This is a genomic window from Stenotrophomonas sp. STEN083 (genome assembly GCF_056759195.1).
Genome location: NZ_JBRRCU010000013.1, coordinates 41,190 through 57,517 on the forward strand (window position 1 = coordinate 41,190; position 16,328 = coordinate 57,517).

The 16,328-nt window shown below is 63.0% G+C and carries 13 protein-coding genes; 7 read left to right on the forward strand and 6 right to left on the reverse strand.

Going from position 1 to position 16,328, the window contains the following annotated elements; translation table 11 throughout:
* Nucleotides 1-13: 13 nt before the first annotated feature.
* From ACVOK8_RS06390 to ACVOK8_RS06400, 3 genes are all read left to right on the forward strand, one after another.
* Complete coding sequence (locus ACVOK8_RS06390) at nt 14-862, forward strand: EF-hand domain-containing protein (RefSeq protein WP_481566094.1); 849 nt, start codon at nt 14-16, stop codon at nt 860-862.
* Nucleotides 863-1,021: 159 nt separating this feature from the next.
* Complete coding sequence (locus ACVOK8_RS06395) at nt 1,022-3,322, forward strand: TonB-dependent hemoglobin/transferrin/lactoferrin family receptor (RefSeq protein ID WP_481566095.1); 2,301 nt, start codon at nt 1,022-1,024, stop codon at nt 3,320-3,322.
* Nucleotides 3,323-3,506: 184 nt separating this feature from the next.
* Nucleotides 3,507-4,772, forward strand: a complete 1,266-nt coding sequence (locus ACVOK8_RS06400) for a serine hydrolase domain-containing protein (protein WP_481566096.1) — start codon at nt 3,507-3,509, stop codon at nt 4,770-4,772.
* A gap of 116 nt (nt 4,773-4,888) precedes the next feature.
* Here the strand turns inward: ACVOK8_RS06400 and ACVOK8_RS06405 are convergent, their stop codons facing one another.
* The 3 genes from ACVOK8_RS06405 to ACVOK8_RS06415 form a co-directional block, all read right to left on the reverse strand.
* Complete coding sequence (locus tag ACVOK8_RS06405; protein WP_481566097.1) at nt 4,889-6,013, reverse strand: alpha/beta hydrolase; 1,125 nt, start codon at nt 6,011-6,013, stop codon at nt 4,889-4,891.
* 274 nt (nt 6,014-6,287) lie between these two features.
* Nucleotides 6,288-6,929, reverse strand: a complete 642-nt coding sequence (locus ACVOK8_RS06410) for a CDGSH iron-sulfur domain-containing protein (RefSeq protein ID WP_481566098.1) — start codon at nt 6,927-6,929, stop codon at nt 6,288-6,290.
* A 178-nt stretch (nt 6,930-7,107) separates the two neighbouring features.
* Entirely contained in the window at nt 7,108-7,950 is an 843-nt protein-coding gene (locus tag ACVOK8_RS06415; protein WP_481566099.1) for a class I SAM-dependent methyltransferase, read from the reverse strand.
* Nucleotides 7,951-8,243: 293 nt separating this feature from the next.
* On the opposite strand from ACVOK8_RS06415, the gene ACVOK8_RS06420 reads away from it, so the two are divergent.
* A complete protein-coding gene (locus ACVOK8_RS06420; RefSeq protein ID WP_481566100.1) occupies nt 8,244-9,737 on the forward strand; it encodes a SulP family inorganic anion transporter in 1,494 nt (497 codons plus the stop codon).
* Nucleotides 9,738-10,003: 266 nt separating this feature from the next.
* Here the strand turns inward: ACVOK8_RS06420 and ACVOK8_RS06425 are convergent, their stop codons facing one another.
* A complete protein-coding gene (locus tag ACVOK8_RS06425; RefSeq protein ID WP_481566101.1) occupies nt 10,004-11,752 on the reverse strand; it encodes an acyl-CoA dehydrogenase family protein in 1,749 nt (582 codons plus the stop codon).
* 184 nt (nt 11,753-11,936) lie between these two features.
* On the opposite strand from ACVOK8_RS06425, the gene ACVOK8_RS06430 reads away from it, so the two are divergent.
* Together ACVOK8_RS06430 and ACVOK8_RS06435 are read left to right on the forward strand one after the other, a co-directional pair.
* Nucleotides 11,937-12,908, forward strand: a complete 972-nt coding sequence (locus tag ACVOK8_RS06430) for a hypothetical protein (RefSeq protein ID WP_481566102.1) — start codon at nt 11,937-11,939, stop codon at nt 12,906-12,908.
* A gap of 188 nt (nt 12,909-13,096) precedes the next feature.
* Nucleotides 13,097-14,167, forward strand: coding sequence for a chitinase (locus ACVOK8_RS06435; RefSeq protein ID WP_481566103.1), 1,071 nt, complete (start codon nt 13,097-13,099; stop codon nt 14,165-14,167).
* A 247-nt stretch (nt 14,168-14,414) separates the two neighbouring features.
* Here ACVOK8_RS06435 and ACVOK8_RS06440 read toward each other — a convergent pair whose 3' ends face one another.
* Nucleotides 14,415-14,723 carry an ASCH domain-containing protein gene (locus ACVOK8_RS06440; protein WP_481566104.1) on the reverse strand — a complete coding sequence of 103 codons (309 nt, stop codon included), beginning with the start codon at nt 14,721-14,723 and terminating at the stop codon, nt 14,415-14,417.
* A gap of 123 nt (nt 14,724-14,846) precedes the next feature.
* Between ACVOK8_RS06440 and ACVOK8_RS06445 the strand changes: the two genes are divergently transcribed.
* Nucleotides 14,847-15,620, forward strand: coding sequence for a lytic transglycosylase domain-containing protein (locus ACVOK8_RS06445; protein ID WP_481566105.1), 774 nt, complete (start codon nt 14,847-14,849; stop codon nt 15,618-15,620).
* A 171-nt stretch (nt 15,621-15,791) separates the two neighbouring features.
* Here the strand turns inward: ACVOK8_RS06445 and ACVOK8_RS06450 are convergent, their stop codons facing one another.
* Nucleotides 15,792-16,265, reverse strand: a complete 474-nt coding sequence (locus tag ACVOK8_RS06450) for a hypothetical protein (RefSeq protein ID WP_481566106.1) — start codon at nt 16,263-16,265, stop codon at nt 15,792-15,794.
* Nucleotides 16,266-16,328 lie beyond the last annotated feature (63 nt).

The following is a 16,328-nucleotide window of genomic DNA, read 5'->3' on the forward strand; positions in this document are numbered from 1 at the left end:
AGGGATATCCCCGATGAAAACCTCCTTTGCTGTTGCCACGCTGCTGGCAGCGGTGCTGGCCCCGCTTTCCTCGGCGCAGGCCGCCGCGCCGCCCGTGGTATCGCCGACGGTTACTGCCTTCCTGGCCCAGTTCGATCCGGACAAGACCGGAGCAGTGAGCTGGGAAGCCTTCGAGCAGTTCCGTCGGCAGCGTTATGACGCCACCGATGCGAACAATGACGGGCACGTCGATCGCCAGGAATACGTGGACGAATACCTGCAGCGTTTCGATGTGCGCCTGATCGATGCGCGTGCCGGCCACCTGCGTCAGACCAATACCCGCTTCAAGGCGCTGGACCGCGACAAGAGCGGCAGCATCAGCCGGGCCGAGTTCGATGCCGCCGGTGAGCGCGCCTGGGCTGGCTACGAGAAGCGCCAGGACGCTACCCAGGAAACCGCTGCCAGTGACAACCGCGATCCGCTGAAGATGCCGACCTCGCATACGGCCAACGGCATGTTGGAGTTGTACGACCGCAATGGCGATGGACTGGTGGAGCGCGCCGAATTTGACGCTGCACGTAGTGCGACTTTTGCTGCTGCCGATGCCAATGGCGATGGCGTGCTGGATGTGGCCGAATACACCGCCGAGTTTGAAGGCCGGCTGGACGCACAGCGCAGCAAGGTTCGCGCCGCGGCAAGTCGCCAGGCCGGCGTGCGTTTCGATGCGCTGGATACCGATAAAGATGGTCGCATGACCTTTGCCGAGTACCAGGTGTCCGGCAAGCGGCTGTTCGAGCGTGCTGACAGCAATCGCGACGGCATCGTTGACGCCCGCGACCCCGAGCCGGTTGCCGGTGCCCATTCGGCCAACGGCAACCGTTGAGCCCCGCGTACCGGTCGCGGCTTGTGACCGGTCGTTTCAGTTTCTGCAATGACACGGCGCCAGCGCGGCGCCGATGCCCCCCCCCAGCCGGCATGGTCCATGTGATCGAGCAGCCAGGAACGGCGTATTCCCGCCATTACCTTTCTGTGGAGATCTCTCATGAATCCAGCTGTATCACTGCTTGCGCTGGCCGTGCTGGCCAGTCTGTCCGGCACCGCCTGCGCCGAAGCGCTGGCTGACGCCTCGAACCTGGACACGGTCCGCGTCGAGGCCGAGCGAGCAAAGAAGAGCAAATCGCGCAACCAGAACGTGACGGTTCTCACCGCCGCCGATCTCGATGCCGAGATGGCGAACAACATGGAAGAGGCCATTCGCTACATCCCGGGCGTAAGCGTGGTCGACATGGGCCGCTTCGGTGACAACGGCTTCAACATCCGTGGCCTGGAAAGCGATCGCGTTGCGATCACCGTCGATGGCCTGAGCCTGGCCGAATCGGTGGAGACGGCGCGCTCCTACGAGTTCTTCCGCAGTGGGCGCGGCGATGTGGACATCGATACGCTGAAGAGCCTGCAGGTGGTCAAGGGCGCTGATTCGATCACCTCCGGCAGCGGTGCGCTCGGCGGCGCGGTGGTATTCACCACCAAGGATCCAGCGGACTACCTCAAGCCTGAAGGCAACGACACCCATGTCGGGGTGAAATTCGGTTACAGCGGCTCAAACGACGAGAGCATGGGCACGCTGAGCTTGGCCAACCGTACCGGCATCGTCGAGTCAATGCTGGTCTACACCCGCCGCGAAGGCCACGAAAGCGAAAGCTGGTACGACAGTACGGTGGACCGGATCGGTGTCGGTCGACGCACGCCGGATCCGGTCGACAGCACGCGCGACAACCTGCTCGGCAAGGTCGATCTGCAGTTGTCGGATGCGCACACGCTGGGCCTCATGTACGAGCGCGGCCGCGCCCACAACGAAGTCGACAATCTTTCCCGCGTCTACGCGCCGGGCTACCTGGAGCGCAAGGGCGATGATCGCAATGATCGCGACCGCTATGGCGTGAGCTGGCAGTGGCGTGCAGGCAATGCCTTGTTCGACACCCTTGATGCGCAGCTGGACCGCCAGGTCACCGACAGTCGTGGCGTTACCCGCATTCTGGCCGGCAGCGGTTGCCCGGGTGGTGGCGCTCCCTGCAAGCGCAGCGAAGACCGCGCCACCGAGCAGACTCTGGACCGCGCAGCGCTGGACTTCAGCAAGGTGGTGGAAGGCCCGGTGCGGCATGACATCGGCTACGGCCTGGCGTGGCAGCAGCGCGACATCGACTACACCGCAGTGGACACCCGTTGGAATGCGGCCGGTGGCATTGCCAGCGTGGAGCATGACCCGCGCCAGGTGCCCAAGACCGATGCACGCTCCTGGAACCTGTATGTGCGCGACAGCCTGAGCCTGTTCGACGAGCGGCTGCAGCTCAGCGGTGGCCTGCGCTATGACCGCTACGATTACTCGCCGCAGGTAGACAGTACCTTCGTCGACAAGACCGGCAGCGTGCGTGACCTTCGCTTCTCGGCACCGAGCTGGCAGGTGGGGGCGGAGTTCCGCTTCCTGCCCGACCACGCGCTGTGGGCGCAGCTGGGCCGTGGCTTCCGCGCACCGAGCGTGGCGGATCTGTATTCGCCGACCAGCGCCAGCGCCGCGTTCGACGCAGTGAGCGGTGCACCGATCCGGCTCGACACTTCCATGTCCAATCCGGACTTGGACGCGGAGAAGAGCCTGAACATCGAGCTGGGTTACCGCTGGACCACCGATCGCGCGCAGTTGGGGTTCTCGGTGTTCCGCGACCAGTACGACAACTTCATCGAGACGGTGACCACGGCGGTGCCGTATGCCAATGGTTACCGCACCACGGCAACCGGTCCGGTGCAGTACAGCTACAACAGCACGATGCCGGTCAACGCGGGCAAGGTGACAGTGAAGGGCGCCGAGCTGGAAGGGCGCTGGCAGATTGCCGACGCGTGGTCGTCGCGGATGGCGGCGGCGTACAGCAAGGGTGAGAAGCACAATGGTGATCCGCTGGAGAGCATCGTGCCCGCCAGCGCGGTGCTGGGTGTGCGCTATGCGCCTTCGCCGTCGTGGAACGTCAGCGCCAACCTGACCCACGCCTGGGGCAAGAGTGCCGGCGACGCCTACACCACATCAGCCAATGGCACGCAGGTGGTGCCGGCGTGGACAGGCAAGGCCGACGGTTACACGGTGCTGGACCTGACCGGCAGCTGGAACATCACCTCGCAGTTGCGGGTGACCGCAGGCATCTACAACCTGACCGATCGCGAGTACTACCTGTGGCAGCGAGTGCGGGTGATCAACAAGGGCAGCAATACGCTGTACGGCTACGTCAACGATGACGGCATCGGGCGTTACAGCGAGCCGGGCCGCAATGCCCGCGTCACTGTGGCGTATTCGTTCTGAGTCATTGGGGGGCTGATCCCAGTCCTTTGCGCGGGGAACAACAGCGTGGAGCGCAGGCTCCGCGCTGTTGTTCTTTTGGGGGCCGGTGTGGGGCTGCATGCGGGCGACAACGCGTGCAGATGTTTCGCCCAACGTGTCCGGAACACCGGCTAAGCTCAGCTATCCGTACCGGAGGCTGCTGGCAATGCCGATTCGCACAGATTCAGGTCGTCGTCGCTTCATCACCCATTCCGCAACCCTGGGGATGCTTGCTGCGTTGCCTTCGGCGCAAGCGCTGGCTGTCCCGTGCAAGGGCGCCGTCAGCCGCAGCTGGATTCCGGACGACACATTCCTCGCCGAGTTGCTGCGGATCATGCAGGCCTTCGCGGTTCCCGGTGTTGGTATCGCCGTGGTTGAAGATGGTGTTGTGGCGTGGAGCAGGGGATTTGGCCTCGCCAATGCGCAGACGCAGACGCCAATCGATGCGCGCACGGTGTTCGAGGATGCTTCGCTCAGCAAGCCAATGTTCGCCTATCTGGTGATGCAGCTGGTGGAGCAGGGGCGGATCGATCTGGATGCTCCGCTGGTTGGCTATCGGAGGCCTGACTATCTCGGAGATCATCCGTGGCTTGCGCTGATCACCGCGCGCGATGTGCTGCGGCATACGACCGGCCTGCCCGACTGGCGCAAGTCGCCAGCAACCGAGAAGCTGGTGCCGATGGTGAAGCCTGGTACGCGCATCAACTATTCCGGTGAGGCCTTTGTGTGGCTGCAGCTGGTGGTTGAAGCAATCACCGGTCAGAGTCTGGATGAGTCGATGCAGGTACATCTGTTCGGCCCTGCTGGTATGAACGACAGCAGCTATACATGGAATGCGGACCTGGCGGCCCGCTCGGTCCATGGTCATCCGGCGCACGATCGTATTGATACCGGAACGCCGCGACAGGTGATTCGCGAACAATGGGGCGTCGCCCAGCAGGTTGCAGATCGCTGGGGTAAGCCACTGTCCGCATGGAAGTACGCAGATGCCGAACGCGCAATGCCGGAAGTGCTCGCGCTGGCGCCGCCGGGTTTGGTGACATGGCCGGGCGATATCCTCGCCAATGCAGCAGCAAGCCTGCGGACGACAGTGCATGATTACGCGAGCTTCCTGAGTCTGATGATGGCTGGCCGACAACGCGCATCGTGGGAGATCAGTGAGGCTGCGCGGCAGGCGATGCTTACACCGCAGATCAGCTTGCCTGGGCGATGGACCGAAAAAGGGCTGGGGTGGAACACGGAGCAGACCCGTGATGGCCCGGTGTTCTACCATTCCGGCAGCAACAGCGGCATCTTCAAGAATTTCGCCATTGGTGACGCGCAGCGCGGGCGAGGCATCGTGGTGCTGACCAACGGCGGCAGCGGCTCGTTCGTGCATCAGCGCGTGGTGCGTGCGGCGACGGGATATGACCTGCTTTCCTATGATCTTTGATCCAGTGGTGATTGCCGCCGGTTCAGACCTTCGCAGCGTCTTGATGGTCCGCGGAAACACCGGTTGATTCTGGAGTCAGGCCGCGCGCTTGCTGCTGACGGCCTATAGCGATGGCGTCAACGGTCGAATGCGCCATCGCCCGCCTTCTCAGCGATAGGGCGAACCTCCTGCACCAATGTAATAAAGGTCTTGCCCGGCTCTTCATTCATGACCTCGTGTGCGGATTGCTCAAACCAGATCAGCTTTTTTTGCGGCGCCTCCACAGTGGAAAACCACTGTGCTGCCAGCTCTGATGACACGTTGTGATCGTGGCGGCCGAGGAACAGGAACAGCGGCGTCTTCAGCTTCCGGGTTGTGCTCATGTCGAGGGTAAGCACCCCGGACAGCAGGTGCTGCATCGAAAAGTCGTTGCCTTTCCAGGCGGCAGCCACGTCAGCATCGGAATACTCCGGTGAAAGGGAGAACGCGGCGGCCTCGGCATTGCCGCCCCTGCGATTGTGGACCATGCCGCCGTAGTGGTTCAGCCAGCGCCGTTGTTTGAACAACGCATCCAGTGGAACAGGAGCGTCACCCTGTGCGTATGGCGCTATGGCCTGCAGGTCGGCAATCGCCTGCGCGTTGTTGTCGCGCTGCGCCTGCTGCATTGTCCACGCCCAGCCTAGGCGCTCGCTTTCGGGCGCGTTGGATATCTGGCCCATGCCGATATAGGCATGCAACCACTCAGGCCGCTGCCGTGCTACTTCCAGACCAAGATAGCTACCCCAGGAATGACCGAGCAGGAAGATTCTCTCCTTGCCGAATTCGTGCCGTAGCCAGTCCACCATTTCCAGCGAATCTTCCACCATTCGCTCGCGCGTCATGGTCGGGCCGATCAGGGCAGGGTCGTTGCTCGCGAACGTCTTGCCAGCGCCGCGTTGGTCCCACTGCACTACGGTGAAGTATTCCTCCCAACCGCGTTGGAAGTACCAGCTGGTTGGCATTGCTACCCAGCCCGGACCGCCATGCAGCATCAGTAACACCGGGTTGCGTGGATCGCTGCCACGGATGGACACCCATTGATCGATGCCGCCGATGCGGACCTTCTCCAGGCGCTCGATGCCACTGTCGGCGACCACCCGGCGCATGTCGGCCATGATTGTCGTGGCCTGCGCACGGTTGCGTGGCGCCGGGCCTTCGGCCGCACCGGCGACCGGGGCAGCCGCGGCGATGATACAGAGCAACAGCGCTGGCAGAAACTTCATCGATTTCCCTGCTTTGATTCTGATTGCGTTGTCGCAGCATGCCATGCCGCAGTAGCGCCAACACGATCGACGGCTTGATTTGCTGCGCAATGAGTGGACGCTGCCCGCAGCGTGGTCAATGTCCGCTTATGCTGGATGCGCTGAGGCGGTCAAGTCGATGGTGGTCGAGGGCGCTGCAGCGCTTGCGGCTAGCGTTGAACCAACGTGGGCGCCGGTCTGGTTCTGAAGCGGGGGGAATTTGAGCGCTACCATGTGCATGGCCTTGCGTGACGTACTATTCGCCGTCGGCCTGGAACCCAACCTTCTTGTGGCTGCCATCGCAGAAAGGTTTGTTGTTGGAGTGGCCGCAGCGACATAACCATGTTTCGGTGAGGCGGTCGATGGTGCGCCCGGTGCCGCTGACCACTTCGAGATTGCCGATGACGTGCAGCGGGCCGTTCCTGGTTGGGTTCACCTGTAGCGGTCCGTCGCGTTGCGGTAGTGCTTCGGATTTCTTTTCTGCTGGTTCGCCGGTAGCGATGAAACCGCACTCGACGTGGCGGTGATCGCAGAAGGGTTTGTTGTGCGATTCGCCGCAGCGGCATAGCGTGGCGCGCATGCCTTCGTCCTTGCCAGCGATCAGCAAGGGGGCATTGAAGGCGAGGGGGCCGTTCTCGCGGATATGCACCAGGTTCACTACCGGCGCCGGCTCGCTGTGCGTGCCGTCGTTATACGCGTAGCTGATGGCGCCGGAGGGGCAGTTGCGCGCGATCAGACCCACTTCTTCAGGAGCTACTGCATCGGGGTGGATCCATTCGCCCACCACATTCGGCACAAACACATCCGGATGGCTGAGCACGCAGTTGCGTGAGTGGATGCAGCGCTCGCCGTCGAAATGGATGGTGACGGTTTTGCCGCGTACGGTTTCGGTTGCCATGGGCTGCCTCCGCTTCGGAATGCGCAGTGTCGCGCGGAAGAGGTGAAGGCTGGCGTATACAGCTTGGTTTTTTTTAGGGGCGGCGCAGGCCGCGAAGCTGGTGCCAATGAAACAGCCATTGGACCGGGGCTTGAAGGGGTACGAGCTTCGCGGCTTACGCCGTTCCCACAAAGGCAGGTTATTTGCGTATGGCGAGCACGCCATCCAGCGCCAGCTCGGTCTTGAAGCCGGATTTCTGCAGGCGGGTGGCAACTTCGCGGGGGACGTCGCGGCCGCTGGTGAGCTTGTTGGGCGCGCCGGTGTAGTGAAATAGGCGGCCGCCTGTGCGCAGCACGCGGGCGAGGTGGTCGTAGAACACTTGTGAATACAGTTCGCCGGCAATGCCGAAGCGAGGCGGGTCATGCAGGACGGCGTCCATCGACGCATCGGCGATGCCTTCGATTTCCTTGGAAACATCACCATGGTTCAACTGCAGGCGACCGCCTGCGTGTTCAGCAGCGGGATCCGGCGACCATGGGTTCAAGGTGCGTAGCCACAGCACCTCCGGGCTCTTCTCGAATGAGCGGATAGCGGCCACACCTTCGTCCAGGCAGCAGGCGGCGAAATAGCCCATGCCGCCGCAGGTGTCCAGAATCCGCTTGCCACGTGGCTCCACCAGCGCCACCTTGCGGCGGGCGTCGTCCAGTGGCGAGATCTGCGCGCTGACCAGCATCTTGATGCCGTCGATCTCGAAGGTGGGAATGCCCCAGTCGGTGGGTACCAGCTTGTACAGGCCGCTGCCGAAGCGCGAGGCAGCGCTGAATTCGTCGCCATCCCAGTAATAGATGGTGCGGTCCTTGAGCTTGGCCGGCCACGGGTAGTGCTGGCCGCGGTACTGCCAGCTGTCCGTGCTGAGGCTGACCGGTTCCTGGCTGCGGCCGAGGTCGAGCGAGGTGCTGAGCTCGCTGCTGCCTCTCTTCAGGGCGCTTTGCATCTGCTCGAGCAGAGGGCGGGTTAGCAGGGGGCCGGTGTAGTGGGGCATGGGTGCGAAGGTGATGCGGGGGAGGGAATGCTACCGCAGGGTGGGTTTTGGGGTTTTGGTTCTGCTCTAAGGGCACCCCTCCCCAGCCCTCCCCTTGCCTGCGGCAAAGGGAGGGAGCCTTTGCCCGCTCCCTTTTGCTTAGCAAAGGGGAGGGCTGGAGAGGGGTAGCTTTGGACGTTCACTCAAGCCAGCTGAATCAGCACCCAGCCACCCAAGCGGGCATAATTCGCACCCCTTATCTCGATTCTGCCTGCGCTGCCGCATCTGTCGGCCAGCGCTGGCGGCCAGCCCGTATGTCCTCCCTGCATTCTGAACTGGCGCAATGGCGCGCCAATCCCCTGCGCGAAATGTTGGCCGGTGCCGTGGCGACCTTCGCTTTGATCCCCGAGGTCATCGCGTTTTCGTTCGTGGCCGGGGTGGACCCGCAGGTTGGCCTGTTCGCTTCCTTCGTGCTGAGCATCGTTATTGCGGTGTTCGGCGGGCGGCCGGCGATGATCACAGCGGCTGCCGGTTCGGTGGCCTTGGTGGCGGCGCCGCTGATCAGCGCGCATGGTCTGCCGTATCTGTTTGCGGCCGGGCTGTTGGCGGGCATCATCCAGATCATGTTTGGCGTGCTTCGGCTGGGCGTGTTGATGCGCTTTGTCAGCAGCTCGGTGCGCACCGGCTTCGTCAATGCGCTGGCCATCCTGATCTTCGCCGCGCAGCTGCCACAGTTGCACGGTGCGACTGCGGCGACCTGGGCGATGTTGGCGCTGGGACTACTGGTCATCTACGGATTGCCGCGGCTGCCCTTGCCTGGCGTCCGTGCGATTCCCTCGCCGTTGATCTGCATCGTGGTGCTGAGCGTGCTGGCTTCGTGGCTGAAGCTGGATCTGCCCACCGTCGCCGATCTTGGAAAGCTGCCGGACGCGCTACCGCAGTGGATGGGTTTGCCATCGTTGCCGTGGGATCTGGAAACGCTGCGCATCATCGCGATGCCGGCCTTGGCTATCGCGATGGTGGGCTTGCTCGAGTCGATGATGACGGCGCGTGTGGTCGATGAACTTACCGATACGCCAAGCTCCAAGAATCGTGAGTGCACTGGTCTGGGTGTGGCAAATATCACCGCCAGCCTGTTCGGCGGAATCGCCGGCTGCGGCATGATCGGGCAGACCGTTGGCAACGTGAAGTACGGCGGGCGTGGTCGGCTTTCGACCTTGTTTGCTGGCGTGTTCCTGCTGGTGCTGATGGTGTTGCTGAAGCCGTGGGTTGGCCAGGTGCCGGTGATCGCGCTGGTGGCGATCATGGTGATGGTCAGCGTGTCCACGTTTGACTGGCGCAGCCTCGGTGCCTTGGTACGGCATCCGCGCCTGTCTGGTGTGGTGGTGCTGGCGACGGTGGCGGTGACCCTTGGGACGCATAATTTGGCGGCCGGTGTTGGCGTGGGCGTGCTGCTGAGCGGGGTGTTTTTCGCGCTGAAGGTGGCGCGCCTGCTTGATGTGGAAGCGCTGGATCAGGCCGATGGCAGCCTTCGCTATGTGGTGCGCGGGCAGGTTTTCTTTGCTTCCGCTGATGCCTTCATTGATGCCTTTGACCCGCGTGTTGCCGAGGGGCGCGCGGTGGTGATTGATCTATCCGGCGCGCAGCTGTGGGATATCACCGCAGTGGCGGCTTTGGAGAAGGTGGTCAGCCGCTATCGCCATCACGGCGTGAAGCCGCGCGTGCTGGGGCTGGACCGACAGGGGCGGGCATTGATGCGGAGGGTGCTGCGTGAGGGCGAGCTGGCTGTAGAGGACCCGTCTCTGTAGGAGCGGCGTCAGCCGCGAAGCTGGTGCAGGTACCGATTGCCTGGTTTGTTGCGATTGCAGAATCTTCTTCGGCGGGTAGTTCGGTGGCTTCGCGGTTTACACCGCTCCCACAAGCGTTGGCCGCAGGTGATGCTGTTGTGGGAGCGGCATCAGCCGCGAAGCTGGTGCACTTGCCGGTTGCCTGGGAGTTCGCAATTGCAGGAACTTTCTCGGCGGATGGTGCAGTGGCTTCGCGGCATACGCCGCTCCTACAAACATCAGAGGGCTTACATCACATCCCAGGCGTAGCCGCCGCGCTCCAGTACCGATGCTGCCAGCGATTCGACGATGTCGTCTTCATTGCGCTCCAGTCCACGTACATTGCGCGCCATACGCCGACGCGCCTGGCGGGCAAACAGGCGGGCGATCTTCACCGCGTCTTCGGCCGCCGGGTGACCAGCCTGCAGCAGGCTCTCCACGCGCGACAACACGCACAGGCCAACAAAGAGATCGATGGCGATATCGGCCACGCGCTTCTGTGCATGCTGCTGATCGGCGATCTTCTTGCCGTGCTTGCGCAGCAACCGGTCTGAGGCCTTGGACAGTTCCACCGTGTACTTCTCGCACAAGCGCGCCAATGGCCGCAGTGCATCGTTGAGCGGTACGCGGATGCGGCCGGTGCCGTAGCCGGTAGCCTCGCGCATGCGGCGGCCGGCATAGTCGCTGAGCACGCCGAAGCCCTTGATCGGGTCATTGAAGATGCCGCCCACCGCGCTCTGTAGCTCGCTCAGTGTCGCGCCTACACCCTTCAGGCCATTCAGCGCCACATACAGGCGCAGGATCTCGTTGGTTCCCTCGAAGATCGACAGGATGCGCGTGTCACGGGTCATCTGCTCATACGGAAGCTCCCGCATGAAGCCGTTGCCGGCGGCAATCTGCAGTGCTTCGTAGCAGCTGCGTTGTACCGCTTCGCTGGCGAAGATCTTGCTCATCGCCGCTTCCACCGAGTAGTCGCTGCGGCCACTGTCGATCAGGTGCGCCACCATCCACACCGTGCTTTCGGCAGCGAAGCAGTCGGCGCTCATCTGTGCGATCTTTTCGCGCACCAAGCCGAACTCAGCGATCGGCTGACCGAACTGCTTGCGTTCGTTGGCTTGGGCACAGGCCATGCGGATCAGCGCACGCATGCCGCCCACCGCGCCGCCGCCCAAGCCGGTACGGCCGCTGTTGAGGATATTCATCGCCACCTTGAAGCCCTTGCCAACCGGGCCCAGTACGTTGGCCGCCGGCACGCGTACGTCGTTGAAGGCGACGGTGGTGGTGGACGAGGCGCGGATGCCCATCTTGTCTTCGTGCGGGCCGTGGCTGACACCTTCCCAGCCGGCCTCGACGATGAAGGCGGTGACCTTGCCTTCGGGCGTGTCGGTACGCGCGAACACGGTGTAGAAGTCGGCGATGCCACCGTTGGTGATCCAGATTTTCTCGCCGCTCAGCGTCCAACTGCCGTCGTCGTTGCGCTGTGCCTTGGTGCGGATGGCGGCTGCATCGGAGCCGGCGCCGGATTCGGTCAGGCAGAACGCGGCGATCATCTCGCCGCTGGCCAGCTTCGGCAGGTAGCGCTGCTTCTGCTCGTCATTGCCGAACAGCAACAAGCCCTTCATGCCGATCGAGCTGTGCGCGCCGATGGTCAGCGATACCGAGCTGTCGTGGCTGCTGGTCTGGCCCAGCACGCGCGCATAGGCGCCATTGGACAGCTCCAACCCGCCGAACTCCTCCGGAATGATCAGCCCGAACAGGCCCATGTCGCGCAGTGCCTGGATGAACTCCGGCGGCTGCTCGGCATCACGGTCGTACTGGCGCAGATCGGCGGTCTTGTCGGCCAGGAACTGGTCGATGGCATCGGTCATCGCGCCCAGCATCTCGCGGTCACGCTCGCGGATCTGCGGGTAGGGGAACAACACATCTTCGGCGATATGGCCAAAGAACAGCTGCTTGGCGATGCTTTCATCCAGGTTCTGTGCTGCAACGGTATTCACGTACGGCTCCTTGTGCTGCGAACGATGACGGCGTTTGCCCGATGATGACCCACTCTTGCCACAGGTTCACGCATTCGAAGGGCACAATCGTGGAACTCGTTGCGCTCTTGTCGGTCTCTGTCCTGTGCGTTTGTACCGTGACGGGGCCGGTTAGTGCTCTGCGTCGTGTTTCTGATGGAGTTGCATGCGTTCTGACCGTTCAGCCGAACCGCTATCGACCCGACTGACCGCCGGCGTTATTGCATTGGCGTTCATGTCAGGGCTGGCGCGTCTTATGTTGCAGCTGCCGGAGCTGAACGCAGTGCGGGAAGAGACGCGGATCCAGCTGCGCTGGTTGGCGCCGTCAACGGCACCTGCCGTAGCGACACTGCCGCAACAAGCGGCTACAGCGACCCAGACAGCAGCCGTGTCGCATGAGCAGGCAGCGCCGGTCGCGGCCCTGGACGATGGGCAAGCGCATGCGGCCAATATGTCACCTGCGGCTGCAACGACTGCTGCGAGCGCACCTGCGGCAGCTCAGGCGGGGTGGTCGCAGCGACTGTATGGCAAGGACGGCAACTTGGCGGTGCCCAAGGACGGCGCTGATCCACGCCAGGAGAGTGCGACCGAACGCGTGTTCGAACACCGTGATGAACTGGCTACCGGCGTCGGCGAGCGGCCGCTGGAGAAAATGGTCTCCGGCATGTTCGAGGACAAGACCAAGCCGCCGACCCTGGGGCAGATCGGTGCGCGTTTGATCCACGGTCCCGACATCCAACCTGCGCAGGCACGGCGCCCGCCTGAGGTGGCGTTCAATCCCAACCTGCATGAGCGCAAGTCCGACCTCGGTAGCGAAGCTACCGGCGATGCCTATAAGGCGGCGCCCATCCGCTACGAAAAAGCGCCGGACATGAAGGGTGGGGCCAGCCGTCGCATTCGTGTTGCGCTGGGCGCACTGGAGCAGCGCTATCCACGTTGCAATGCGCAGCAGCGCAGGCAGTGGCTTGCCCCGTTGATGACACATCTGGACGCACTGCAACGCGCCGAATACCGCTACAACAACGGGGCCGATCCGCTCGAGGCTGAGCACAGCCTGCCCAGCGCCGCAGACAGCGCTTACGACCTCGCCCGACGCGCGCTATGGGACGCCGAGCGGCGCATGAAAATGTGCATTTGAGCGGTGGTCATCGCGGGCCAATGGCGAGCCTTGCCGTCGTCATTGCCGGTGTCCATTGATCAGGCCGTGCGTCATGCGGGGGACAAACCGGGACAAATCAGGACGACTTTTCTAAGTTATTGTCTTTGAATGATTTTTTGACGGTTTTGCATGCCTAGAATCGGGCGTCTTCCCTTTCTGGTGGTGCGATGAAGTCGATCGGTCTGTTGTTCTCCACGCTGGCGCTTGTTTCCACATTCGGCTGTCAGGCAACGCCAGTGCCGGTGCCGTCCGCAGGCGTGGGCATCGCTCCTGGGCATAGCCATGCGCTGCCCAAGCATGCGCTTGTTGGCTATCTGCATAACTTCGACAACGGCGTGGGCTTGTTGCCGGTTGGCAAGGTGGATGAGAGCTGGGACGTGATCGTGCTGGCTTTCGCCGATGACAAGGGCGAGGGCAAGGTGGCGTTCAACCCGGATCGCGGGCTGGACCGCACGCAGCTGATCGCCGACATCGCCGCCAAGCGTGCGCAGGGCAAGATCGTGGTGCTGTCCTTCGGTGGCGAGCTGGGCACGGTGACCTTGAACACGCAGCGCGATGAGGACAATTTCGTGCGCACCACCGCCGATGCGATCAACACCTACGGCTTTGATGGCATCGATGTTGATCTGGAAAAGATTGCCGGTGTGGTGCACGGCGCTCCGGTCACCCCGCACCTGATCTCGGCGGTGAAGCGCCTGCACGGCATGTACCCGAACCTGTATGTGTCGATGGCACCGGAGCACCCGTACGTGCAGGGTGGCTTTGTGTCGATGGAAGGTATTTGGGGCGCCTACCTGCCGCTGATCGACGGCCTGCGTGAGGAGCTGGATCTGTTGCACGTGCAGCTCTATAACAACGGGGGGCTGCCCACACCCTACCGCGACGAAAAGTATCCGGGCGGCAGCGTGGACATGATGGTGGGCTCGGCCAAGATGCTGATCGAGGGTTTTGATCTTGCCGGTGGCAAGGGGCGGTTTGCAGGGCTGCGTGCCGATCAGGTTGCCCTGGCGTTGCCGTCGGGCCTGCGCGCTGCAGGCAATGGTTATGCGACACCGGCGGATATAAATCGCGCCTTCGATTGCCTGACCACGGCTACTCAGTGTGATGAGGTGAAGCCGAGTCAGCCGCATCCGGATTTCCGCGGGGTGATGACCTGGTCGATCAATTGGGATGTGGTCGATGGGCGTGCGTTCTCGGGCCCGGTAGGTGGGCATCTGCGGGCGGCGCAGGGGCGCTGAGTGCAGTGGGAGCTTTTGCGGTTTTGGTTTTTGGTTGAGGCAGAAGCAAAAGCAAAAGCAAAAGCAAAAGCTCCCCTCATCCGGTGCTTCGCACCACCTTCTCCCGTGAACGGGAGAAGGGAAAGGCTCAAAGCCAAAGCCAAAGCCAAAGCCGCAACCGCAACCGCAACCGCAACCGCAACCGCAACCGCAGCCAACAGCCAACAGCCAACAGCCGATCTATTCCGCGTCTCTCAGGTCTGCGCTTTCACTCCACCCAGAAATGCACCAGAGTCACCAGCTCATCGCTGCGAAACCCTGGGTACAAGCACTGCATCACGGCCAGTAATCCCGCAGGCGTACGACAGCCAGGATCATGCTCATCGCGCAGATCGGCTTCATCCAGTGCATCAAAAGCCCGCAGCTCGGTCTGCAGTGACAAAGGGCCAAGCTGGCGGCCTTCACCCAGATCAATGCGGGCCTGTGCCACCCCGTGCCAACGCGCCCCACGCCGTACGCTGGTGTTGCGCCCGGTATGGAACTGAGGGTTGTCGAAGCCGAGCAGAGGTACCGTCATGGGCGTTGGAAGGGGCTGGAAAGCAGGTATTCATTCTGGGCGCGATGGTTGGTTTTTTCATCACCTGCCGTTCAAACAGGCAGGCTCAGCATCGTCTCCTTCCTCACGATTGGATCTGGCCCCATGCCGCGCGCGGCCGCACTTGTGCTGTTGCTGCTCTTATACGGGCTGTGCGCGCCGTTGCAGGCGCGCTCGGTGTACCGCTGCGTGCAGAAAGGCACGGTCAGCATGGCTACTGCGCCCGAGCCGGGCTCCAGTTGCAAGGCCATCGAGGTTGACGACAACGCCGTGCAGACGCCCAATCTATGGGGCAACTTCGGTGTGTTCAGCGGCACCTTGTATGAGCGTGAGCAGGATGGCAAGTTGGTTTATTCCACCCGCAACCTGCCGGGCTCGACTCCTTACCTGCGTTTCACTGTCGCCACGCCGCCGGGCGAGTCGGCCCATGAAGGTCTGGGCCGGGTAGGCACGCCGCAGTTGAACCGGCACGCCCCGCAATTCCTGGCCGCTGCCAAGGCCACCGGCGTGGATGATGCCTGGTTGCGTGCAGTCGCCCATGCCGAAAGCGCATTCGATGAAAAAGCGGTGTCGCCCAAGGGCGCGCAGGGGGTGATGCAGTTGATGCCGGAGACGGCAACCGAGTACGGGGTGAGTGATCCCCTGTCCCCTGCACAGTCCATCAGCGGTGGCGCGCGCTACATGAAGTCGCTGCTGCGTCGCTACAACGGTGACCGGACCTTGGCGGCAGCCGCTTACAACGCTGGGATCGGGGTGGTTGCACGTTATGGCGGTGTGCCGCCCTATGCGGAGACGCGGCAATACGTGGACAAGGTATTGGCCTTGTACGGGCGTTACCGGGAGGCGATGGGGGCGGCGCCGGAGAAGCCTGCTTTGTAGTGGGTTTTTCGGGACTGAGAGAGGCAAAAGCAGAGCAAGAGCACCCCTCCCAAATCCTCCCGTTGCCTGCGGCAAAGGGAGGGTGCAGTTCGCGCGGTGCCGCAGCTTTGGCTTGCGCCCCCTCCCTTGCGCAGCAGGGGAGGGTTGGGGAGGGGTGCTTTTGTCCTTGCTTTAGTTCTCAGCACCAACCAGCCCAGCCTCCAGCAACCGCAACTGCTCCCAGCCAACGTGATGCATCAGCTCGCGCACCACCACCAGCGCGGCGACGAAAGCCGGGTTCTCGGGTACATCCAGGCTCTTTGCCGGCATCCCCGCCGCCACCTGTGCCAGCTGGTTGAATGCCCGCTCGACTTCGTCGATGTCCAGCTCCCAGATCGCTTGCGGTGGATAGCCCAGCACGCCTGGCAGGGGAGCCAGCACCGCATCGGCACACTCCAATACCTCCAGCGAATCCAGGCGCAGGGCCGGAATCCACGGCATCAGCGCATCCTCGGTACTGGCGATGGCCTGCTCCACTGCACGCTCAGAAGGCGGGAAATGCCGCAGACCGGCCTCCAGCAGCGAGGACAGTGACAGTGGCAGGCTGATATCCGTGCTCTGCCCAGCCTGCAGGCGGATCGCCTCTTCTTGCAGATATAGATGCATACGGTTCTCCACCATGCAGGGCTTTCGGCGGTTTCGCCGCGGGCCGTGAGCGTCTATGGTGCC

What these genes read in the sequence shown, in the direction of transcription:
- ACVOK8_RS06415 (WP_481566099.1), bottom strand. Translation starts at nt 7,950, where the DNA reads ATGCCCCACTACACCGGCCCCCTGCTAACCCGCCCTCTGCTCGAGCAG.
- ACVOK8_RS06440 (WP_481566104.1), bottom strand. Translation starts at nt 14,723, where the DNA reads ATGACGGTACCTCTGCTCGGCTTCGACAACCCTCAGTTCCATACCGGG.
- ACVOK8_RS06445 (WP_481566105.1), top strand. Translation starts at nt 14,847, where the DNA reads ATGCCGCGCGCGGCCGCACTTGTGCTGTTGCTGCTCTTATACGGGCTG.
- ACVOK8_RS06450 (WP_481566106.1), bottom strand. Translation starts at nt 16,265, where the DNA reads ATGCATCTATATCTGCAAGAAGAGGCGATCCGCCTGCAGGCTGGGCAG.
- ACVOK8_RS06420 (WP_481566100.1), top strand. Translation starts at nt 8,244, where the DNA reads ATGTCCTCCCTGCATTCTGAACTGGCGCAATGGCGCGCCAATCCCCTG.
- ACVOK8_RS06430 (WP_481566102.1), top strand. Translation starts at nt 11,937, where the DNA reads ATGCGTTCTGACCGTTCAGCCGAACCGCTATCGACCCGACTGACCGCC.
- ACVOK8_RS06400 (WP_481566096.1), top strand. Translation starts at nt 3,507, where the DNA reads ATGCCGATTCGCACAGATTCAGGTCGTCGTCGCTTCATCACCCATTCC.
- ACVOK8_RS06435 (WP_481566103.1), top strand. Translation starts at nt 13,097, where the DNA reads ATGAAGTCGATCGGTCTGTTGTTCTCCACGCTGGCGCTTGTTTCCACA.
- ACVOK8_RS06395 (WP_481566095.1), top strand. Translation starts at nt 1,022, where the DNA reads ATGAATCCAGCTGTATCACTGCTTGCGCTGGCCGTGCTGGCCAGTCTG.
- ACVOK8_RS06390 (WP_481566094.1), top strand. Translation starts at nt 14, where the DNA reads ATGAAAACCTCCTTTGCTGTTGCCACGCTGCTGGCAGCGGTGCTGGCC.
- ACVOK8_RS06405 (WP_481566097.1), bottom strand. Translation starts at nt 6,013, where the DNA reads ATGAAGTTTCTGCCAGCGCTGTTGCTCTGTATCATCGCCGCGGCTGCC.
- ACVOK8_RS06410 (WP_481566098.1), bottom strand. Translation starts at nt 6,929, where the DNA reads ATGGCAACCGAAACCGTACGCGGCAAAACCGTCACCATCCATTTCGAC.